The sequence below is a fragment of the Ignavibacteriales bacterium genome (assembly GCA_026390795.1).
Classification (GTDB): domain Bacteria; phylum Bacteroidota; class Ignavibacteria; order Ignavibacteriales; family Melioribacteraceae; genus Fen-1258.
On the sequence record JAPLFG010000005.1, the window covers coordinates 348298 to 369456 of the forward strand.

At 35.6% G+C, this 21159-nt stretch carries 18 protein-coding genes and 1 tRNA gene; 8 read left to right on the top strand and 11 right to left on the bottom strand.

Annotated features, from left to right (window positions below; translation table 11 throughout):
* Positions 1 to 2: 2 nt before the first annotated feature.
* A complete protein-coding gene (rsmH, locus tag NTX65_17595) occupies positions 3 to 920 on the bottom strand; it encodes a 16S rRNA (cytosine(1402)-N(4))-methyltransferase RsmH (protein MCX6171152.1) in 918 nt (305 codons plus the stop codon).
* The gene (mraZ, locus tag NTX65_17600; GenBank protein MCX6171153.1) at positions 917 to 1366 is read right to left on the bottom strand and encodes a division/cell wall cluster transcriptional repressor MraZ; all 450 of its coding nucleotides are present in this window, start codon (positions 1364 to 1366) and stop codon (positions 917 to 919) included. Before mraZ ends, rsmH begins: the two co-directional genes overlap by 4 nt.
* Before the next feature lie 203 nt (positions 1367 to 1569).
* Between mraZ and NTX65_17605 the strand changes: the two genes are divergently transcribed.
* Entirely contained in the window at positions 1570 to 1797 is a 228-nt protein-coding gene (locus NTX65_17605) for a hypothetical protein (GenBank protein ID MCX6171154.1), read from the top strand.
* A 92-nt stretch (positions 1798 to 1889) separates the two neighbouring features.
* Here the strand turns inward: NTX65_17605 and NTX65_17610 are convergent.
* The 3 genes from NTX65_17610 to NTX65_17620 all read right to left on the bottom strand — a co-directional run bounded on the left by NTX65_17610 (position 1890) and on the right by NTX65_17620 (position 3239).
* A tRNA-Thr gene (locus tag NTX65_17610) sits at positions 1890 to 1962 on the bottom strand.
* A gap of 186 nt (positions 1963 to 2148) precedes the next feature.
* Entirely contained in the window at positions 2149 to 2913 is a 765-nt protein-coding gene (locus NTX65_17615) for a tetratricopeptide repeat protein (protein ID MCX6171155.1), read from the bottom strand.
* 14 nt (positions 2914 to 2927) lie between these two features.
* The gene (locus NTX65_17620) at positions 2928 to 3239 is read right to left on the bottom strand and encodes an integration host factor subunit beta (protein ID MCX6171156.1); all 312 of its coding nucleotides are present in this window, start codon (positions 3237 to 3239) and stop codon (positions 2928 to 2930) included.
* Positions 3240 to 3494: 255 nt separating this feature from the next.
* Between NTX65_17620 and NTX65_17625 the strand changes: the two genes are divergently transcribed.
* The 6 genes from NTX65_17625 to NTX65_17650 all read left to right on the top strand — a co-directional run bounded on the left by NTX65_17625 (position 3495) and on the right by NTX65_17650 (position 8269).
* Positions 3495 to 4079 (top strand): hypothetical protein, encoded by a 585-nt coding sequence (locus NTX65_17625; protein ID MCX6171157.1) that lies wholly within the window; start codon positions 3495 to 3497, stop codon positions 4077 to 4079.
* Positions 4080 to 4128: 49 nt separating this feature from the next.
* Positions 4129 to 4644 carry a hypothetical protein gene (locus NTX65_17630; protein ID MCX6171158.1) on the top strand — a complete coding sequence of 172 codons (516 nt, stop codon included), beginning with the start codon at positions 4129 to 4131 and terminating at the stop codon, positions 4642 to 4644.
* Positions 4645 to 4657: 13 nt separating this feature from the next.
* On the top strand, positions 4658 to 5239 hold the full coding sequence (locus NTX65_17635) for an AraC family transcriptional regulator (GenBank protein ID MCX6171159.1): 582 nt from the start codon (positions 4658 to 4660) through the stop codon (positions 5237 to 5239).
* A gap of 123 nt (positions 5240 to 5362) precedes the next feature.
* On the top strand, positions 5363 to 5563 hold the full coding sequence (locus NTX65_17640; protein ID MCX6171160.1) for a cation transporter: 201 nt from the start codon (positions 5363 to 5365) through the stop codon (positions 5561 to 5563).
* A 12-nt stretch (positions 5564 to 5575) separates the two neighbouring features.
* Positions 5576 to 7807, top strand: coding sequence for a heavy metal translocating P-type ATPase (locus NTX65_17645; GenBank protein MCX6171161.1), 2232 nt, complete (start codon positions 5576 to 5578; stop codon positions 7805 to 7807).
* A 99-nt stretch (positions 7808 to 7906) separates the two neighbouring features.
* On the top strand, positions 7907 to 8269 hold the full coding sequence (locus NTX65_17650) for a cupin domain-containing protein (GenBank protein MCX6171162.1): 363 nt from the start codon (positions 7907 to 7909) through the stop codon (positions 8267 to 8269).
* Between the two features lie 100 nt (positions 8270 to 8369).
* Here NTX65_17650 and NTX65_17655 read toward each other — a convergent pair whose 3' ends face one another.
* Positions 8370 to 9386, bottom strand: coding sequence for a guanosine monophosphate reductase (locus NTX65_17655; protein ID MCX6171163.1), 1017 nt, complete (start codon positions 9384 to 9386; stop codon positions 8370 to 8372).
* Between the two features lie 337 nt (positions 9387 to 9723).
* Between NTX65_17655 and NTX65_17660 the strand changes: the two genes are divergently transcribed.
* The gene (locus NTX65_17660) at positions 9724 to 11073 is read left to right on the top strand and encodes an MFS transporter (protein MCX6171164.1); all 1350 of its coding nucleotides are present in this window, start codon (positions 9724 to 9726) and stop codon (positions 11071 to 11073) included.
* Between the two features lie 149 nt (positions 11074 to 11222).
* Here the strand turns inward: NTX65_17660 and NTX65_17665 are convergent, their stop codons facing one another.
* The 5 genes from NTX65_17665 to NTX65_17685 all read right to left on the bottom strand — a co-directional run bounded on the left by NTX65_17665 (position 11223) and on the right by NTX65_17685 (position 21010).
* A complete protein-coding gene (locus NTX65_17665) occupies positions 11223 to 12290 on the bottom strand; it encodes an N-acetylmuramoyl-L-alanine amidase (protein MCX6171165.1) in 1068 nt (355 codons plus the stop codon).
* Entirely contained in the window at positions 12269 to 15808 is a 3540-nt protein-coding gene (locus NTX65_17670; protein MCX6171166.1) for a UvrD-helicase domain-containing protein, read from the bottom strand. The genes NTX65_17665 and NTX65_17670 overlap by 22 nt, the downstream gene beginning before the upstream one ends.
* Positions 15808 to 19638 carry an ATP-binding protein gene (locus tag NTX65_17675; protein MCX6171167.1) on the bottom strand — a complete coding sequence of 1277 codons (3831 nt, stop codon included), beginning with the start codon at positions 19636 to 19638 and terminating at the stop codon, positions 15808 to 15810. Before NTX65_17675 ends, NTX65_17670 begins: the two co-directional genes overlap by 1 nt.
* Position 19639: 1 nt before the next feature.
* Positions 19640 to 20077 (bottom strand): DUF4783 domain-containing protein, encoded by a 438-nt coding sequence (locus tag NTX65_17680; GenBank protein ID MCX6171168.1) that lies wholly within the window; start codon positions 20075 to 20077, stop codon positions 19640 to 19642.
* Positions 20078 to 20176: 99 nt separating this feature from the next.
* Positions 20177 to 21010: a hypothetical protein gene (locus NTX65_17685; GenBank protein MCX6171169.1), complete on the bottom strand. Its 834-nt coding sequence runs from the start codon at positions 21008 to 21010 to the stop codon at positions 20177 to 20179.
* Positions 21011 to 21159: the final 149 nt, after the last annotated feature.

Genomic DNA, 21159 nt, shown 5'->3' on the forward strand with positions numbered 1-21159 from the left:
TTTTAGACTCTTTCGGCTACACGCATTTTTGCACTTCTAGATCTTCGATTATTTTCGATTTCCAAATCTGAAGGAACTACCGGTTTATGAGTTATTAATTTTAGCCGTTTTATTTTTCCACAGATACAGATTGGCGTTCCGGGAGGACAGATACAGTCTAAACTTTCATATTTAATTTTTTCTTTTACAATTCTGTCTTCCAAAGAATGATAACTAAGAATCACTAATCTTCCGCCGGGTTTTAGAAGTGAAACCGATTTATCAATAAAGAGCTTTAGTTCTTCAAGCTCATTATTTACAAAAATTCTCAATGCCTGAAATACACGCGACAGAGTTTTATTCAAGAACCGCTGCGGTGTTATAAGTTCGATTATTTTTTTTAGTTGAGAAGTACGTGAAATTCTTTCCGTTAATCTGTATTCGGTAATTTTTTTAGCGATGAGTCTTGAGTTTTTTTCTTCACCGTATTCATATAAAATTTTAGCAATTTCTTCTTGCGGAAATTTATTCAGCAAGTCCGATGCGGAAATTCCTTCAGCTTTGTTCATCCTGAGATCAAGGGCGGCGTCCTCCCGGAATGTAAATCCCGCTTCAATTGTGTCCAATTGAAATGAGGAAACACCTAAGTCTACTAAGATGCCATCAAATTGTTCAATGAACTCAAACTTGGAAATAGAATCAATATTTGTAAAGCCGGTGTGAAAAATTGAAAATCGTTTGTCGGCAGAAAATTTATTTTTGCTATATTCAAAAGCTGTGAGATCTTTATCTGTTGCAATCAATTTTCCTTTTTCATTTAATGTGTTTAATATTTTTTCAGAATGTCCGCCGAATCCTGCCGTACCATCAAAGTAAATTCCGTCTTTTTGCGTTACCAAAAAATCAATGCTCTCTTTCAAGAGAACCGGTTCGTGGCTCATTTCTGTTTTTTCTGCATGATTAATTTTGCTATTTCAGCAAACGGTTTGGTGTTTTCTTTTTTATGTGATTCATAGATCTCGGGATTCCAAATTTCAATTTTTTTATTCTGCCCGAGTATAAAAACTTCTCTTTCTATTCCGGCAAACTCTAAAAGATTTTTTGGGATTAACAATCGTGATTGAGAATCAAGTTTATATTCAGCTGCGAGTTCAAAGAGCATTCTTTTAAAAGCAGCTTCTTCAGGGTCAAAATCATCAAGCTGATTGATCCGGGTTAGAACTTCTTCTTTCCAGAAATCTTGAGGATAAATATCAATGCACTGTACAATACCCCGCGTCATAACGAATGTTTCGTTCGCGGCTTCATTGACATATTTCTTAAAAATGGAGGGAATACTTACCCTTCCTTTTGCATCAGCTGAATATTTAAAGCTTCCTATAAACATAACCCATCCACTATTTGGGAAAATTAAACACTATTACCCACTTGCATGCAAAATAACTGTTTTTATGTGGGATTGTCAAGGTTTTTTTGCTTCAAATAGCGAGAAAAATCTTAAGGATGGGTAAAATCACAAATACTTGGGACTAAAATTTAACCTTTCATATCAGTGGTCCGATAATAATGGTAAAAAAGAAGGAGCATCCCATGAATGATATTCTTCCACTCGGAATTATTGTGATATTAGGCATCATCTTCATAATATCTTATTTCATTTTTATCGAATTGAAAATTAACTGGAAACTTTTAAGAACGGCTAAAAAAGAGAAGGAATTTATAGATGTCGAAAAAGAATTTGATAGAAACGAAGCGATTATTAGAGGACTTAATTTCTTTCACAATCAAACAGCTATGAATTCAAGAGGTAAAAATTAGATGTCAATTAGTTTTGTTAGTTAGATGCTTTTGGAGATCTATCTGAAAGGTTCTTCAAAGTTAGAAAACTAGCGGGCATTTGTATACTTTAGAGCCACCTGGCGGATTCGAACCGCCGACCTGCTCATTACGAATGAGCTGCTCTACCAGCTGAGCTAAGGGGGCTTATTAAGCGAAGATGAAATATGGTTGATGGATGATGGAAAAAAATCCACATTAATCATCATACATCAACCATTACATTATCTCAATTTCTTTTTATGACGATTTTTTCTCAAACGCTTTTTGCGTTTGTGAGTAGCCATTTTGTGGCGTTTTCTTTTTCTACCGCAAGGCATTTACATTCTCCTTCTAATGTGTTTTAATTAATTCTTTTGCTTTTTGTCCGATCTCGTTAGTCGAATCAATTTCAATTGCTTTTTTCCAATAACCGAGTGCATTAGCAGTGTTACCTGCAGACATATTTACGATACCGAGATTTAAATTAGCAATTTGATGTTTCGGATTTATTTTTAATGCTTTCTCCATCGCAGACATTGCTTCTGGATTCTTTCCCGTCTCGAAATAACAAACTCCCAAATCAACTAATACATCTGCTTCTTTCGGATATTTTTTTAAGTAAAGATTATATTTTTCTATAGCTCTCTCTTTCAAACCGCTATCATTTAACAAATGAGCAAGCTCCAATAGAGATGGATAATCATTTGGGTTTTTCTTTATTCTTTCTTCTAGCGATTGAATCTGTTCAAGATGATTTAGATCAACGCCTGCATGTGGATTGTCCGGATCAACTTGCTGAGATTGAATTGATGACGGAGCCGAATCGAAAATACCGGATGAATATACAATTATTGCACCGATCAAAATTAAAAATAGAACCAAATAAAATAATTTTGTTGAAGAAAGAGATTTTGTTTTTTTTGTCTCTTCAGTAACTATTTTTTTCTTTCCAGATTTAACAGGTTCAGTTTTATTGCTCACACTTTTAGTATTACTAGATTTTTTTTCAGAAACCGGATCTGTGTTTTTAATCTCACTTACAATGGCTGCACCGCAACTTGGACAGGTTTTGTCACCTTCATTTATAACTTCTCCGCAAATTGAACATCTTCTCATTTCACTCTCCTAAATCATTCCTTGGTGGTTTTCAAATCCATTTCTTTCATTCCGGCATCTACTGCAGACTTAAAGTCTTTGGAAAACTTGAACATCGGGACATAATGATCTCCGACATAAACTTTTTCCCCAGTTCTTGGATTACGGGCATAGCGAGCTTTTTTCTTTTTTACACGATAACTGCCAAACCCACGAATTTCAATTCCACGACCATCACGCAAAGCACCAATAACGGTATTTAAAAAACCTTCAACAATTGCTTCGGTTTCTAACTTCGTTAATCCGGTTCCGGAAGCAACTTTTTCGACAATATCTGCCTTGGTCATCTCTAACCTCTAATTTTTAAGTGAGTTACAGATAAAAGTGGGTCAAAAAATATTAAAAAGCAGGGTAAAAACAAATTAATTAACTACGATTCAGAAAATGAAAAAAATCCGGTCATCTCAATAAATATATTTGCCTCAAATTAAGACAAGGAATACCGGGTAAATCATTCTATTATGTGTGAAATAAGACCATATTCGCAATTTAGTGGCTGGTACAATGTTTGTTTATAAATCAACAAAAATATGGTTTTTAAAATGTCTCTATTGCCAATCATATACACAAGCATACTAATTTTTACGGCATTCATGCTATTTGTAATCTTTCTTTCTTATGTCATCTACAAAGCGAAGTCGAAAAATAATGTTCCGGTTTACCTTAAACATGTAGATCCTCTCGGAAACCGTCTTGTTCCTCAGCCTATTTTAATTAATAGTAATGCTATCCGACAGACAATTATCGCAGGTTCCATTCCCCAGAGAAATAAAGCAATTCAATTGAGCGCCGAGAGAATAAGGAATAGACAAGATGAATATACCCGGGCAGTTCAATCCATTCAGAATGAAAAAGTTTCAAGACGGAAAAATGAACAAACACAAAGAAACGATAATTCCGCTAGAGAACTAATCAATTATAAACCGAAACCGATTTCTGCGAGAATCGAGGTTATGAATAATTCTGAACGATATAAAACCAAATTCACAAACGAAGAAATAAAAAGAACACTTTCACCAAATCATTATACAAATCACGGAGATGTTAATCTGCTAACTTTCTATAGCGATAAATCAGATCTTGATTTGGTTACATTATCTACACCGCAAGCGACCAAAGCAATTTAGCATAGAATAAGAAAATTGTTGCAGAAAGGATATTTTTATATTTTGAGATATGGAAATAGTCCCAATCATATCTACTGCTTTAATAATTGTTCTGCTGTTAACTCTCTTGACTTTGGCTTTATCATACTTCTATAATAAAGTAAAACTGAAAAACGGAGAGACGGTTAAACCGCTTAAGAACAGTCACAAACAATTAGAACAAGAAGAAATTATTGAAGACCATCTAAAACCAATCCCTAGACCTTTTGCCGATAAAAAAGAAAAATCAATTGCAGAAAAAGAAAAAGGTGAAGATCAAAAAAAAGATATTGGAAAAATTTCTGCTCAACAAAAAGCTGATAATAATACTGACAAACCAAAAAACCGGAATAAAAGATTAACAATTCTGAAAAATCTCACCGAGAATGCAAAGCAAGAGACAAAAATTAAAGATTCTAAAAAGAAAATTGAGAATGAGCCTACCAATTCGCTTGGTGGTGAAATTCTTGATAAATATGTTGAAGAAAATGATAGTAGTTTATACACACTAAACGTAAAAGCGAAAAAAGAAAAGCCGAAAGGATAATATTGTTTTAGACATGAAACCAAAGAACGTTTTATATATCAAGAACATGGTTTGCAACCGATGTATTAAGGTTGTTAAGGAAGAGTTGGAAAAGCTTGGCGTAGCTATAAAAAATATCTCGCTAGGAGAAGTTGAGACAGAGCAATCCATGGAAGCATTACCGTTAGATAAGATAAAAGAAGTTTTAGAAAAAAACGGTTTTGAACTTATCGAAAACAAAAAAGCAAAAGCGGTTGAAAAGATTAAAAATTTCTTGATCAAAACGATTTACGAAAACGAAAAGATCATAAGTGAAAATCATAAATATTCGCTGCTTATTGAGAAGGAACTTGGGCTCGATTATAATTATCTGAGCAGTTTATTTTCTTCTCAAGAAAGTATTACAATTGAACAATATATTATTCTGCAAAAAATTGAGCGGGCAAAAGAACTTCTGAAATATGGGGAACTAACTCTTAGCGAGATTGCCTATAGATTAGGATACAGCAGCGTTCAGCACCTTTCCAATCAATTCAAAAAGGTTACCGGATTCACCGCCAGCCAATTTAGATCTCTTACAAAAAATATGCGCAAACCGTTAGACAAAATAAGTTAATCGTCATTTTCCCCAGCAAAACAAACCAGTAAAGTTTATAACAAATTTCTAAAATTATGTAACGGTAAATTCCTGCTAAGGATTATTTTTACAGTGTAAATAAAACAATCAAGGAGATTCAAAATGACGACACAAGAATTCAAAATAGAAGGCATGAGTTGCGGTCATTGCGTAATGGCTGTAAAGAAAGAACTTTCAAAATTAAATTTGATCTCTGCTGAAGTTGAGATTGGTTCGGCCAAAGTACATTTTGACGAGACAAAAGTAAATTCATCAACAATTGAGAACGCCATTACCGAAGCAGGCTATAAGGTCGTAAAATAGAAAGGACTTCTAATGAAACAGATCAATCTTCCCGTTGAGGGAATGACGTGTGCCAGTTGTGTTACGCGGGTTGAAAAAATAATTAGCAAGTTCGAGGGCGTTAAAAATGTAAACGTAAATCTTGCTACGGAACGAGTTTCATTCGATGTGGAAAAAGATGATTTTAATCTTGATTCTGTTGCAGAGGCGGTTCAAGATTACGGCTACAAATTAAAATTGGAATCTCCTGCCAATCCAAAATCGCAATCAGAGAGTGATGCATCATCAATTTCAGAAAAGGATGAATACTTTGCCGAAATCAAAAAAGATTTTCTTCTTGCTCTTATTCTGACGCTTCCCGTTTTTGCCATCAGCATGTTGATGGATTATTCTTTCTTCAAAAACATTTGGCCCTTCTCTGTAGACAGCACTCATAAGATATTATTAATATTGATAACGCCGGTAATATTCATCAGCGGAAAAAGATTTTATAAAATATTCTGGACTAACCTCAAGCATTTTTCTGCAGAGATGAATTCTCTTGTCGCAATTGGAACGGGCGCAGCATACGGCTACAGTACAGTTGCAACTCTATTCCCGGATGTTATCTCAATTCATGGTGGACTTCCGCATGTTTATTTTGAAACTGCCGGTGTTATTATTACTCTCATTCTGATGGGAAAACTACTTGAGCATAACGCCAAAAGGAAAACCAATACTGCAATAAAAAAATTAATTGAGCTCAAACCGAAAAGCGCAAGAATCTTGATCGGTGAAAAAGAAACCGAAATAAAGATTTCCGACCTGCAAGTTGGAAATATTGTTGTAATCAAACCGGGAGATAAAATTCCAGCAGATGGAATAATTGTCTGGGGCAGTTCCGCAATCGACGAAGCAATGATCACCGGTGAAAGCATTCCAGCCGAAAAAATTATCGGTTCAAAAGTTATTAGCGGTACAATCAACAAAAACGGTGCATTCAATTTTAGAGTTACTGAAATCGGGAATAATACAGTTCTGGCTCAAATCATACGGCTCGTAGAACAAGCGCAATCATCTAAACCGCCAATACAAAAATTAGTCGATAAGATTGCTGCTGTTTTTGTTCCGGTTGTTGTTCTAATCGCAATCATCACATTTACAGTTTGGATGTTTATCGGCGTACATAATCCGTTTAGTGTTGCTTTAATTAATTTTGTTGCCGTTTTAATTATTGCTTGTCCGTGCGCGCTTGGACTTGCAACACCCACAGCTATAATAGTTGGAAGCGGACTAGGTGCGTCAAATGGAATATTAATTCGCAACGGAGAGAGTTTAGAGATCGCGCAAAAAATTACGACTGTCATCTTCGATAAAACCGGGACACTTACAGAAGGCAAACCGGCAGTTACTGAAATTGTGACTTTTAATATTTCCGAAAATGAATTGCTTCAACTTAGCGCTTCACTCGAATCTAATTCCGGGCATCCATTGGCGATTGCGGTTGTTGAAGCGGCTAAATCGAAAAATATTTCTTTCTCGAAGCCGGGATCATTTCAAAATTTATCAGGATTTGGTTTAACGGGAATTGTGAATGAACATGCCCTTTTAATCGGAAACTTGAACCTGATGAGCGAGTATTCAATCAAATCAGAAATTGTGAAAGAGCAGTTTGATAAATTAAGTACAGGTGGCAGAACAGTTATTTACATTGCGATTGATGGTGAACTTAAAGGAATGATTGCTGTTGAGGATAAACTGAAAGAGAGTTCCGTTAATGCAATAAAAGAATTAAACCGAATGAAAATAAAGACAGTAATGCTCACTGGTGATAATTATAAAACCGCAGAGACAATCGCTAATAAAATAGGAATTTCGGAATTCCGTGCGGAAGTACTACCGGCGGGCAAAGCTGATATTGTTAAAGAATATCAGAATAAAGGAGAAGTCGTTGCGATGGTCGGTGACGGGATAAATGATTCTCCCGCACTCGCTCAAGCTGATGTGGGAATTGCCATCGGCACCGGAACCGATGTTGCAATAGAGACCGCACAGATTACTTTGGTGCAAGGCAATTTATTAAGCGTATCAAAAGCAATTAATCTTTCGCGGCATACAATCAGTACAATAAAGCAAAATTTATTCTGGGCTTTTATTTATAATACGGTTGGAATTCCGCTTGCGGCACTTGGAATGCTTAATCCCATGATCGGCGCACTTGCAATGTCCCTTAGTTCCGTTTCGGTCGTAAGCAATTCATTACGATTGAAAAGAGTAAAAATATAATTTCTTACTGACTTTGAGTCTTGGTGGCAAAGACAATTTGTTAATTGCCACAAAGTCACTAAGAATCTAAGAATCGAAATTTATTAAAGAAGGAAGCATATGAAAAACTACGAACTCCAAACAAACCCTTTTATCGTTCCTACCACCGACGGCAAACTGATCGAAGAACATTATGGCAAAGCAAGCATTGATATTGGAGATTACAGCTTCGCTCACATGATCGCACCTGCGGGGTGGTCCGAACCATTCCAAGTTCCGGAGTTTGACGAGATCACTTTTATCTTCAGCGGAAAGAAAAAATTTGAAGTCGACGGAGATGAAATTATTCTGGAAAAGAATCAGTCAATTTGTGTGAAGAAAGGAAGCCGTGTACGCTACTCAAATCCCTTCGATCAGCCGTGCGAATATGTTTCGGTTTGTGTTCCGGCATTTACGATTGATAGAGTTAAGAGAGAAGAATAAATCGCTAATAGAACACTGATCATCATGATTGATTATGATAGATCATGAAAAATCATAATCATCTTATAAAATCTGCGTTCTATTATTTTTTATAACATGCTTATTTCCTCGGCAAGCGTTCCAGATAGGAACTTGTACTCAACACCGCAAATGAGTCTTTCTCTTTTAATTCACTCAGCGATTCACAATTCAAATAGCTCATAGCACTTTTCAATCCGTCGGATATTGCGTTGATAACACTTTTTACTGCACCTTTGTATGGAACCATAGTTTCTTCACCTTCAATAAACTCCCCTTTCATTTTAACACCAAACGATGCGGAGCCGCGATATTTTTTCCAGAGCTGATCGCTGTATTTAATTACCTCGCCGGGAGTTTCTTTAGTGCCGGCTAGCATTCTTCCAAGCATAACTGCATCCGCACCCGCCGAAAGCGCTTTTGCTACATCACCTGGAGATTTAATTCCGCCGTCGGCAATTAACGCAATATTCAATTTCTGTTCTTCACGTACAAAGTATGTATCGATCAATGATGATACTTGTCCGATTCCAATTCCAGTTTGAATCGATGTTGTGCACATGCTTCCGCCGCCGATTCCGATCCGGACTGCATCCGCTCCGGCATCAACTAATTGTTTAAGTGTTCCGCCGTGAGCAATATTTCCGACAATCACTTTCACTTTGTATCTCTTCTTAATCTCTTCGCATTTTTGAAGTACGTTGGCATTGTTTGCGTTAGCCGTATCAATGCATACTATCAAATTGTTCGCTGCAATTTTTTCCAACAAATCATCTTCGGCGTTCAAACTGACGGAAACAGCTTGAATGCCTTCGGCTACACTTCCATTTGTAAATAATTCATTTAGTGAGGAATCAAATCTGTTGACAATTCCAATACATCCGGAAGCAGAAAGCTCTTTAGCCATTGCTATTCCTGTTACCGTATCCATCGGACTTGAAACGACCGGAACTGCTAAATCTTTGCCTAAAAAATTGGATTTTATATTTACTTCGGATCTCGTTTTAACACGCGACACTTCTGTAGGAATAAGACTTATATCATCATAAGTAAGCGAGAGTGAGTAGTTGTTCAATTCATGTTTAGAATAAATTTTCATTTAGAACTCCGTTTTAATCCATTTAGGTTTTACTTAATGGTTCTCTGAATAATTTTAATTAAGGGTCATTGCGAGGAACCTTCCTACCGGCAGGTAGGTGAAGTGACGAAGCAATCTCTCTTTTGATCAATAAATAAGAATTAGTTTGCTTCGCTCCGCTCGCAAAGACAGATGCTGTTATTTTTCAAGGACTATTTCGATTAATCAATTATTTCCGGGGTTGAATCTATGCAATTTTTCTTTTCAATTCCCGCAAACATGAAAAAATATTATCTAACATTTTTTAAGTGAATGAAATTATCTAACTTGCCGCTCACTTTTCATCAACTGGAAACTTATGCCTCAACAAACAAACACCCAATCAAAAACCGGCTGGAAATTTCCGAATGATTTTTGGATCGCAAATGTGATGGAGCTCTTCGAGAGAGCCGCTTACTACAGTTTTTTCATTGTACTTACTTTGTATTTGACAAACATTGTGGGATTTTCCGACAAAGAAACGGGAGTTATAGCCGGAATTTTTTATGCAGGAATCTTTTTTCTTACTCCATTCATGGGCGCCATGGCAGATAAGATCGGCTTTCGAAACGGAATGTTACTAACTTTTACTTTTTTATCTATAGGCTATTTCTCACTAGCAATGCTTCATACAAAAGTTGTAGTACTTTTCTTTTTAGTGATAGTAATGCTTGGAGGTTCATTTATAAAGCCGCTGATTACCGGAACAGTTGCTAAAACTACTACCGAGGAAAATCGTGCGCGAGGTTATTCTCTTTTTTATTGGGTCGTAAATATCGGTGCATTTGCTGGAAAAACATTTGTTCCATTTGTAAGGCAAGGACTTGGTTTAGAAAATGTTTATTTCTTTTCTTCCGCAATGGCTCTTATTGCGCTCCTCTTTACTTTCCTTTTCTACAAGCCGAAAAATTTCTCCGGCGAAAGAAAAAGTATCAGACAAATTGCCCGAACACTTTTAAAAGTTGTCCGAACTCCGCGACTAATAATCTTAATATTAATCGTCTCGGGATTCTGGATTACGCAAGGTCAGCTTTACGCCTCGATGCCTAAATATGTGATCCGTCTATTAGGTGAAAGCGCCAAACCAGAATGGCTCGCAAATGTAAATCCCCTTTTTGTTGTTCTTTTTGTTGTACTCGTAACTCAATTAATGAGAAAGAAAAAAGCAGTTACATCAATTTTTGTCGGAATGTTGTTAATGCCCTTTTCGGCATTTGCGATGTCGTTGGGGCAGAGTTTTGAAGGCGGATTTGCACATCAGATTTCTATCTTTGGATTATTCTCTCTTCATCCATTAACACTGATGATGATTATCGGAATTGCCATTCAAGGATTGGCTGAATGTTTTATCTCGCCGCGTTATCTTGAATATTTTTCTTTGCAAGCTCCGAAAGGTGAAGAAGGCTTATATCTCGGCTTCAGTCATTTATATAATTTTGTTTCATCATTAGCCGGTTTTATAATGAGCGGATTTTTATTGGATGCTTACTGCCCGGATCCGAAAACATTACCCGCCGGATTGACGGAAGTTCAACGTGCGGCATATTATTCAAACGCAAGTCATATCTGGTATTACTTTCTAGCAATTGGATTTGTTGCAGCGGTTGCACTCTTTGTTTTTAAATATGTAACGGAAAAGATTGACAAAAAGAAAGCTCTGCAAAGTTGATTGATATTCTAAGGCGGAATATTGTATTTGTCTTTGCGAGCGAAGCGAAGCAAAGGAAAATTAGTTTTTTAGTCAAAATCTGGATTGCTTCGTCATTTCATTCCTCGCAATGACCTTCAAGAAATAATATTCGATACACTTTAATAAAATCAATCAATAATTTCCGGTTCAAGAAGGTCACTTACAATAATTTTTTTATGGAATGGGAACGAATAGTTCCCATTTTTATTTGCGGCAACTACTTTAAGAGCATATTCGCCCGGAATTGGTAAATCAATTTTGACATTTACAATGCCGGATAATTTATCAAAAGAAAATTCTTTTTCTTCTTTATTGAAGAAGACTTGAATTGACCTCGGATCGATACCGGAAGAATCTGTAAGCATTAATGACACCTTTAATAAATTGTTCTCAATTTTCGAACTATCGGCAAGAATATTTATTTCCGGTTTACCTGCACGCAAATATTTTGCAACTCCTCTAAAAATTCCCCAGGCTTGAATTTGGTTGAACTCTTCATTATTAAGACGAAGTTCTTCAAAATGACTTGTATGAAACGCGCACTCAACTAAAACTGCCGGTATGTTTGTTTTGCGAAGCACAGAAAATCCTTCACCGGGATAAATATTATAATCGGAATATGTTCCGTCGAACGAACCGAGTCCTCCCGGATTTCTCATCACATATGAAAGATCACGTTCAATATAACGGGCTAAATCATGATTGCACGGCTCGTATTCATAGTCAGTTTGTTTCGCATGATAGTAAACTGCAGTATAATTCGTGTAATCATCTTCAACTTTTGAGGGTGCGTTATGGTGAATGCTTATAAATATTTCCGCACCGCTTTGATTCGCGAGTTCAGATCGAAGTGCAAGTGCAACAGTTTTATCAATCTCGCGCGAAATAAAAACTTGCGCTCCGGCTTCTTCAAGATATTTTTTCAAGTTTAGTGCAACACGCAAATTTACATCGGCTTCAATTACACTTCCGTCCTTATTTTTATTCTTCCGGTCTTCTCCACCGTGCCCGGGATCTAAAAAGATTTTTCTGCCGGAAAGATATTTTGAGTAATCTGCAATAGTTTTTTCACGAGTCGCTTTGTCTTTCCAATCGGGCGGATATTCGTAAAGTGGAATAACCGGTGAAGATGAACAAGCATATACTAGAAGCAACAATAAAATTGCCGGAATGGTTATGAAAATAATTTTACGCATTTGTTCCCTTCTAATGCATAATGGCATTTAGAACAATGATTTAAATTCGGCTTAAATTGTTCCGAATAAATTTTACTTGTTGCTTCATTCAATTCAGTGCCGAAGATTTTTAAATCATTGCGGTTAATTTGATATGAGCCCGTGTGGTCGGCATATTTCAGAAAGATAATCCGCAATTCAAACAGATCGCATTCCCTAAAAAGTTTTGAAAGAATGTATGCGTAGAATTTAAGCTGCGGCAGATAATCTTCTGTTCGCGAGATTAACTGCTCGGAAGTAATATTATCCGTCTTATAATCAATAATAATCAGTTTGTCCTTCTCTATGATCAATCTATCAATAATTCCGTAGAGATAATGTTCTCCCTCTTCACAATATATTTCAAATTCGTTCTTATAATTTTTCGACGAGGATATTTCGGAATAGCCTGCCGATTTGTAAAATTGTTCAAGATCATTGACAATTGTTGTTATAAACTTATTTCTTACTGTTTCATTTTCGGAAAAATCCTCTGCAGCAATTTTGCTTAAGAGAAATGTTTGAAGTTTCTCACCGCTGATTTCATCTTTGAGAGCTGCGTGAATAAGTCTCCCTTTAATCTGCCCGAATGGACGCATTTCATCATCTTCGTTCGAGCTGAATTCATAATCATTCGTTTTTTCTTTTATTAGCTTGTAAATAGTAGAGTAACCGAGCTCGTAAGTTAGTTGATATTTAACCGGACATTGAGTGAACATCGAAATTTTTGTAGCGGAAATTATTTCCCTTTTAGGTACATCATTAATTTTTTGAGTGAGTTGAATTATTTCTTCTTTCTTCTGCTCCGCCGCTGAGATAGCTGAAACCGTCTCATCAAGTTTAGTTGTTACCGGAATTGTAAGTGATACCGTTCTGGCAAATGATTCATATTTATCATCAGAAAACTTCATGTAATCAACTTGGGAGGAAAGACTAATTTTATCTGTCGTAAAATCTGTTTCCAGTCCTTCACTAAACAAATGTAAGAAGGTACCGGGTTTACAACTAAATTCCTTATGTGTGGCTGTTATAAAAAGATAATTAATTGCGCGGGTGACGGCAACATATAAAAGCCGTTTAACTTCAGCTGCATTTTTCCGTTTGATTGTATAATTATAAAGTGCGGCAATGGGCGCGGAAGAATAAGTGTTGAAATAATTTTTACTAAGCGGAACTTTTGTAAGCAATCCGTAATTTTTATCAATGCTAAGAGATTTTGCCCGGATTGAATCTTCCTGAGTTTTTTGATTGCAACCGTAAAGAAATACTGCCTTGAACTCAAGTCCTTTTGCTTGATGGATTGTAAGAAGTTTTACAGTATTTTCATCTCGAGCCACTTGAGCTTGCCCTTCGTCTTCGTAACCTTCAATTGATTCGAGCAAGAAAACTGTGAAGTCGTATAAATTTTTAAAACTCTTTTTAGAAAATGTCCGTGCGAGCGAAAGCAATTTTTCATTGTTTGCCAGCTCTTGAGATGAATTTTGTTTCGATGCAATTACGGACCAATATCCGCTCTCCAAAAGTATCTTTCGAATAATTGAATATATTTCACTGTTATATGCAATTTTCAAATTTTCATTTAGCTTATCACACACAATCTTAATTTCGATATTTGAGTTCGATAAATTCATTACTTTTTCGAAGAACGAGTTTCCATTTTCAAGCGAGATTTTATAAAGCTGCAAATCTGAAAGGCTGAAGAACGGAGATCGTAGAAGACCGACAAGCGCGGCATCATCTTCTTTATTGAGCAAAAAAGCCAAATAATTATAAATGTCATAAATAGTTTGCCGCTGGTAAAATCCTTTTCCTCCGACAATTGTAAATGGTATTCCGTGCTTGACGAATGATTTCTCCAATTCGGCAAATGAATCGCGTTTGCGGCATAGAACCGCAATTTCTTTGAACGCAATTGCGCTATCTGTTTTCAAAGATGCAAGTTGTAAAATTTTATTCGCGGTCAACTCACTTTCTGTAACATCTGAATCTTCATCGGCAAGCAGAAATTCAACGTTTCCTTTTTCTGTTTCATCCTTAGCGCAAATCAAGCTGCTCTGTGCGACATCGTTGAAATGCGGATTTGGATTCTTAAATAAATTTTTGAAAAGCAGATTTGTGAATAGAACCAGTTGAGGCGACATTCTGAAGCTATGCGGCAGACTTAATATTTGTCCTTTATTTTCCGGTAGATTAATTTCTTCTTTTGTGCGCTCGAAAACCTCAGGCTCCGCATTCCTGAACATATAAATACTCTGCTTCTCATCTCCGACTACAAATAAATTTCCGCTTTTCAGGTGGTCAAGTATCGGCATAAATATTTCGTATTGAAGTTCGTTCGTATCCTGATATTCATCTATCATTATATACTTGAATTTATCGCTCAGATATTTCCTCACTTCGTCTCTCAATAATATTTTCTGAGTAAAAAGGAGAATATCTTCAAAATCGAGAAATCCTTTTTGCTTCTTTTTTTGTGTATAGAGACTCTTCATATAAAGATGAATTTTTATAAATGCTTTACCAAAGTTGGCAAGTTCTTTTTCTGCTTCTTCTGTTTTTTCGAGTGAAAGAAAATCATTTAGGTCGGCCAATAGAGATTCAACTTCTGCTATTTCTTTCTCCAGTTCATCGCGGTTCTTACTTAAGTATCCCCGGTTGCGTAATTTGCCATCGGTTTTGGTAAGCAATAAATTTTTAATTGAGCTTAGTATTGCCAGCTGACCGGCAAGTATTTTTTCTTTTGAATATTTCGAGAGCTGTTCTAGTATTGCCAGAGCGGTTTCATTATTTGATTTTTGGCGTAGAACAAATTCATTAATTATTCCAATTATATTAAGCCCATTTATAATTTGGGATGAAAATAATTCTTTAAATTCATTCTGAAATTTCTGCTTGAACAAACCGGCAATCTCATTTTCGTCTTTTAAGTAGAAAGAATCGTTTAATTGTTCAATGATTCTTCTCTTGTTAATCGAATTTTCCAACTGTTGAGTAAATATTTTTTTTGAACCGAAGAAACGGATCAGATATTTCAACTCTCCGGAATATTCCTTGTTCTCGATCAGGCTGTTAATAGTTTCTTCAACGCTTAATTCAATTAGTTCACTGGATGTATTTTGATCGATAGGATTAAAATTTGCATCAATTCCTGCCTCAGGTGAAAATTCTCTTAAAATATTTATACAAAAAGAATGGATCGTTGAGATGTTTGCAGATACAAGCTGGCGCCTTAAACTTTCAAGTTTTCTCCTTTTCTGAACACCGGTTTCGGATACAATTCGTTCATCAACCTCACTCGCAATTTTTTTACTTAATTCTCCTGCCGATTTATCTGTAAAAGTTATTGCAACGATACTGCTCAGATCGATCTCTTCATTTAAAAAAATTTCTACGAATCGTTTTGAAAGTACAAAAGTCTTTCCTGAGCCGGCATTTGCAGCCAACGAGATGTGCGTTTTATAATTGATCGCTTCTTTCTGTTGAGGAGTAAGCTGGTGCATTAGTTTGCCAATGGAATTGTGATTAAAATTGTAGTTCCTTCATCATTTGATGATCTTTCCACCAATATCGTTCCGCCGAGTACATTGATAAATCTTTTAGCCATACTTAAACCCAGACCCATGCCGCCCCGTTTTGTGGTAAAGTTATTTTCGAAAACTTTTTCAAAATTTTCTTTGCTTATTCCTTCTCCGTCGTCGGATATTCTAATTTCGCATAAATTTTCGTGCAAAGATAATTCTGTTTTAATATTCTTAGCCCCGGCCTGAATTGAGTTGCGAACTAGATTGACAATGGTTCTTTTCAGTTGATCTTGATCGGCATTAATAAATATTTCTGTTTCTTTACAGTAAAAATTTATCGATATTTCTTCATCTTCGAACAGGTTAAGCGATTCTCTTATAGTTTCCACTCCATTCAATTTTTCAATATTAACTCTCGGCATACGGGCAAAATTGGAAAATTCCGAAGCGATGTTTTTTAATATTTCTATCTGAGAAATAATTGTTGAAGTAACCTTTTCGAAAATTGAATCGAATTTGGGAGATTTATCAATGTGAGCGGCAATAAGCTGCTGAACAGAAAGTTTCATCGGTGTTAGAGGATTTTTAATTTCATGAGCAACTTGTTTTGCCATCTCTTTCCATGCGGATTCGCGTTCAAGTTGTGCAAGATCGGATTGGCTTTGTTTTATTCTCTTAACCATTTGATTAAATCCGTCCACAAGCTCTTTGATTTCTCCTGTGGTCTTGTAATTTACTTCAACATTAAGATCTCCGCTGCCAACAGATTTTGTTGCATAGGTTAATTTTCTGATCGGCGAAGAAATTTGATTTGCCAATACCGTACTGAAAATAACTAATAATATTACGGCAAGAGAAAATATTCCAAACAGAAAAATATCAAGTTCAACATCGGAAAGAGGAAGAACAATTCTATTAAAAAGATCATTCACTTGAATTATGTACCCGGATCCCGAAATGTCAGCAAGAGTATAAACTGAATTAACCGGATAATTTTCAATCGGTTCTTTAAGAAAGAGTTTTTGATCCCTGCCAAGCCAGCAATTTAAGTACACAATATCATTTAGCGTTGCCGGTAGTAATCCAATATCGCTGTACACTTTGTGTGAATCGTAGATCAAATTTTTATCTTCATAAATAGAAAAGCTGATGCTGAGATCACGTGCAGCTTTATCGAAAATTACCTGCCGGTTTAAAGAAGAATCATTAGAGTACAACGATATATAAGATTTAACCTGATCGGTAAGTTCGGTTAATCGTTTTTCAACCAGCTCGGAATTTTTACCTTCAGATAAATTTCTGAAATAGATTGCGATAAGAAAGAGCGGAATAAGCGAAACAACCAAGAATGCGCCGGTTAAACGTGTTCTGTAGGATGCCAATACATTTTTATTTTTTTTATAACGTAAAGCAGAAAATATCAGAAGAAGACTTACAATAATTATAGTATGAACAAAAAAGATTTTAAAGAAGTCAGATAGATTCCATGAGAAGCTTTTTTCTTCAAGAGCAATTGCCAATATTTTATTGCTCTTTGGTAAATTAACTTTTAAAGCATAGATCAAATTTCTTTCACCGTTCAGGTCCAGTTTTAGCCATGCTTCATCCAGATTAGTAAAATTAGATTTTAAGATTGAGTTCTCATCATCGCTAGATAATATGGCACTACCGTATGTGTATTTTAATTGGTTATCCTGAAAATCAAAAATCTTGAGTTTATCAAGATTAATTACAGAAGAAATTCCCGCCTTGGTTGTAATTATAAATTTTGGAAATTCAGCAAAATTAAGATAGTCTTCTTCATATATTGCAGAAACAAGAGCATATCCCGCAAGCTGATCATTAATCTTTACCGGCGCTATACCAATGAATGTTTTTTCATCTCCGAAGATATTGGATTGCCGGTTAATTGTTAAAGAGTCTCCTGCATGTTGAATATAAGTTTCAAACAATTCTCGAGAAAACTCCTTGCCTGTTTCAAATCCGCCTAAATACTGTTTTTGCGTATCATAAAAATTTATTGCTGAGCGGATTCCCTCCCGATAGAGCAAACTATTGCTCCACAAAACAAATGCATCTGATGATAGATCTTTTAATTCCGCGTATGAATTTTGAATCCGTTCGTTTTGCACTGCCTGAGTCAATGTTTGTACTACCATGAAGTCAACCATGTTTTCATCGGTCCGGATCAACTCATGTGCGGTTGTTTTTAACGATTCTCTTTCTATTTCAGAATTATAATATGTAAGAAGGCTGACAGAAATTATTGATGCCGCAAAAGCATAATAGATCAGTGCTATCGTTTTTGGCTTATTGTTAAAGAGAAAAAGATAAAAAAGCACAAAGACAATTGTTATATAGACTATTCGAATAAGTGGAGTTCCTTGCGGCTCAAGTTGAAGTCCGTCGAAAATCCAGCCACAGAACTGGGTTAGAATAAAAAGCGATATTAAAAGATTTCTCTTTTTCTTTTCTTCCATAAAAGAATATTGAGAGTAAATGAATGTTATTAAGATTAATGAGAAGATGATGGCACTCAAACCAAGGATAAGAATATTGAAATTCATCAGTAGAATGGCGGGAGAGGGTATTAAAGAAAAATCTTTGAAGTAACGAATCGTCGAATCGAAGACCACACTGCGAATTGCGGCACCAATTCCTCTGTAGGTAAGAAGGAATAACAAAATAGAAATTATAAATGATGCCATGGTTTTGAATAAACTTGCGGATTTCGTTTCAGATCGGTTGTATATGAACTCTAAAAAATATTTATAGCCAATCAAAACTATGATTAGAAGAAATAGAACCGTAATAAAAAACTCCAATGGTGAACGGACCATACCAAAAACAAATACTGAAGAAAAATTAGAAGCATCTGTTAAGGAGTTATGAATAAACGAAGATGGAATTCCAAAATAAAAGAGAATTGTTCGAAGTAGAGCCATATAAACCGTGAAGAGAGCGAACCGGTATCTTTTTTTATCTATGCGCCGCAAATAGACTCTTGCCCAGAGCCCTAGAATCATTACAATAAAAGCAGTTAATAAATATTGTATAATCTCGGTCGACTTACGGATACTGTTTAGATTAAGTTCGAGCGAGGGTTTATCAAATGTGGCAACTGCAATTTTGTTCTTGAAATTATTAAGAACGGCAAAAGAATATTTTCTACCGTCTTTTGACAACTTTGCAAACGGAGAGTATTCGATTTCAATTCCAATTGAGAAACCACGCGAAAGCGAATCAACTATGTTAAATGACGGCTCGTCTTTCTTTGTGAGCGAAAAATGTTTTTCAATCGGAATACTTGAGACCAGCGTATAAACTTGTTCATTTGCTTTCAGTGTATCTACAAACGATAGATAGGTGAATAGTTTTTTACCGCTAAAAAATGTTTGATTAAAAAATTGCGGGAGATTTTGTAATTCGTTAGAAGAAAGAATCGGCTCGGAATTCCAGGCAACTAAACTCATTTCGGAATTATAAAGATGGATAGAAAAATCCCGGAATTTTGGATCTGCTATAAGGTTAATAACCTTTTTCCGATCAAGGGCGGGACTTGTAACAAGGCTGCGCAATTTTCTTTTTACTTCGTAACCCGTCGTTATAAGTAAACTAGATTTATTGTCGAACGCTTGATTGATGTTATTTTCAAAAAAATCTGTTTTATCAATTAAAATTTTGTCCCAATCATTTTTTTCTTTTTCCAGAATGATTGGAGAAATAATGCCCGAAACAATAATTAAGACCAACAAAAATGTTATCAGCGAAAAGTAAATTCTATTTCGTGTGAATATTTTTTTGATCATTCTAATTTATTGTTATCTGAGAGATGTGCCATTTGTTATCGGTCATTTGCAGAGAGATAAATACAATTGCATTACCCCTAATACCTTTATTGTTGTACTTCAAATTTCCGGAAGCAAAAGGAGTCGCTGTTTCTGTAACAATATTTGTCAGCTTAAACGAAATTGGCTGATATATGCTTAAGAAATCTTTAATAACATAGTAAGATTGATTTGCACTGTAATACCCCGTAGTACCGTCATTAAAACTGAAGTAATTTTTTGCACTAAAATAATTCGAGAATTTATCTACTGCTGCCGAATTTATTCCTTCTTCAATTCTTAAAAAAATTTTTTGCGCCTCTTTGCTTTTAGTCTCCTGTGCCGAAGTATTATACCAAGCGGAACTGAATACAGAAAGCAGCAAAAATAAAATCAGATATGATTTGTGATGTGATTGCATATTCACTTAATAATTAACTATTTGCAAAATAAACCAAAAGAAATAAAAAAGCATACCACCCGGGTATGCTTTTTCAACAAGGAGTATAGTGCATCGAGTTTAGTACTGCTTTTCAACATTAGCAGGAATTGTTTTTCTAACCTCTGGAATTTGTCCTCTTTTAAGTTCTCTATTACCTTCAACTAATTGATAAGCCCAGTCGAAAATCATTTTGTCACTTGTTAGACTATAAATTCTGACTTTGGCATAATGGAGATCCCAAGTTCTAACTACGTATGTGTGACCAACAATTGCCGGCGCATACTTAACATTTTCATCTGGCTTTAATGGAATCCATCCGGTAAGTGGTGCATAGCTTATATCCCAGATATCTTTCGTTGGACCCATATCTTGAATTTCAGAATCATCCCATACATTGATGTAAAACTGTCCATTGTAATTTTCAAAGAAGAAATCAGTCGAATTATCATTATAAGGAAGGACAGTAAAATTACTGAAATCGTAACCGGAGTTATTTGGAAATAGCGTGTAATCGAAAATGGTTTGATTTAGTCCTTCGGGTCTTGGTGTATCATAAACTTCGTCTTTACTTAGCTCGCTTTCATTGCCGTCATAATCATAAGCTGTAACTGCATAATAGTAGGTTACTCCGTTTTTTGCGCCATCATCAATGTAGGAATCATTTTGTGTACTGCCGATAAGCGTATATTTTCCGTCATAAGTGTAGGAATAATAAATATTGTAACCGGCTAAATCATTCTCCGGATTAGAATCCCAAAATATATCGATCCTATTATCACCGGTAACTGAATAAACATTCTTCGGTGGTGCAGGCGGTGTATTATCACGATAGCCGTTCATATTATCACAGCCAGTGAGAAATATTATTCCACCGATTAAAGTTAATAAAAAAGTTCTTTTTAAGGTTTTCATTGCATCCTCCGTAAATTTCTATATTCTATTACTCAATCATAGTGCCAAAGAAATTTCTATCACTTGAGATAGTAATCTTACTTTTTAGTTCAATTTGATGGCAGGTTTTCATATAAAATATTGATTTGTGTGAAAGAACCGTCAGAGCT

Coding starts and splice junctions, on each gene's coding strand:
- NTX65_17605 (MCX6171154.1), top strand. CDS start 1,570: ATGAATGATATTCTTCCACTCGGAATTATTGTGATATTAGGCATCATC.
- NTX65_17685 (MCX6171169.1), bottom strand. CDS start 21,010: ATGAAAACCTTAAAAAGAACTTTTTTATTAACTTTAATCGGTGGAATA.
- NTX65_17620 (MCX6171156.1), bottom strand. CDS start 3,239: ATGACCAAGGCAGATATTGTCGAAAAAGTTGCTTCCGGAACCGGATTA.
- NTX65_17675 (MCX6171167.1), bottom strand. CDS start 19,638: ATGATCAAAAAAATATTCACACGAAATAGAATTTACTTTTCGCTGATA.
- mraZ (MCX6171153.1), bottom strand. CDS start 1,366: ATGTTTATAGGAAGCTTTAAATATTCAGCTGATGCAAAAGGAAGGGTA.
- NTX65_17625 (MCX6171157.1), top strand. CDS start 3,495: ATGTCTCTATTGCCAATCATATACACAAGCATACTAATTTTTACGGCA.
- NTX65_17655 (MCX6171163.1), bottom strand. CDS start 9,386: ATGAAAATTTATTCTAAACATGAATTGAACAACTACTCACTCTCGCTT.
- NTX65_17650 (MCX6171162.1), top strand. CDS start 7,907: ATGAAAAACTACGAACTCCAAACAAACCCTTTTATCGTTCCTACCACC.
- NTX65_17640 (MCX6171160.1), top strand. CDS start 5,363: ATGACGACACAAGAATTCAAAATAGAAGGCATGAGTTGCGGTCATTGC.
- NTX65_17615 (MCX6171155.1), bottom strand. CDS start 2,913: ATGAGAAGATGTTCAATTTGCGGAGAAGTTATAAATGAAGGTGACAAA.
- NTX65_17670 (MCX6171166.1), bottom strand. CDS start 15,808: ATGCACCAGCTTACTCCTCAACAGAAAGAAGCGATCAATTATAAAACG.
- NTX65_17645 (MCX6171161.1), top strand. CDS start 5,576: ATGAAACAGATCAATCTTCCCGTTGAGGGAATGACGTGTGCCAGTTGT.
- NTX65_17630 (MCX6171158.1), top strand. CDS start 4,129: ATGGAAATAGTCCCAATCATATCTACTGCTTTAATAATTGTTCTGCTG.
- NTX65_17665 (MCX6171165.1), bottom strand. CDS start 12,290: ATGCGTAAAATTATTTTCATAACCATTCCGGCAATTTTATTGTTGCTT.
- NTX65_17660 (MCX6171164.1), top strand. CDS start 9,724: ATGCCTCAACAAACAAACACCCAATCAAAAACCGGCTGGAAATTTCCG.
- NTX65_17680 (MCX6171168.1), bottom strand. CDS start 20,077: ATGCAATCACATCACAAATCATATCTGATTTTATTTTTGCTGCTTTCT.
- rsmH (MCX6171152.1), bottom strand. CDS start 920: ATGAGCCACGAACCGGTTCTCTTGAAAGAGAGCATTGATTTTTTGGTA.
- NTX65_17635 (MCX6171159.1), top strand. CDS start 4,658: ATGAAACCAAAGAACGTTTTATATATCAAGAACATGGTTTGCAACCGA.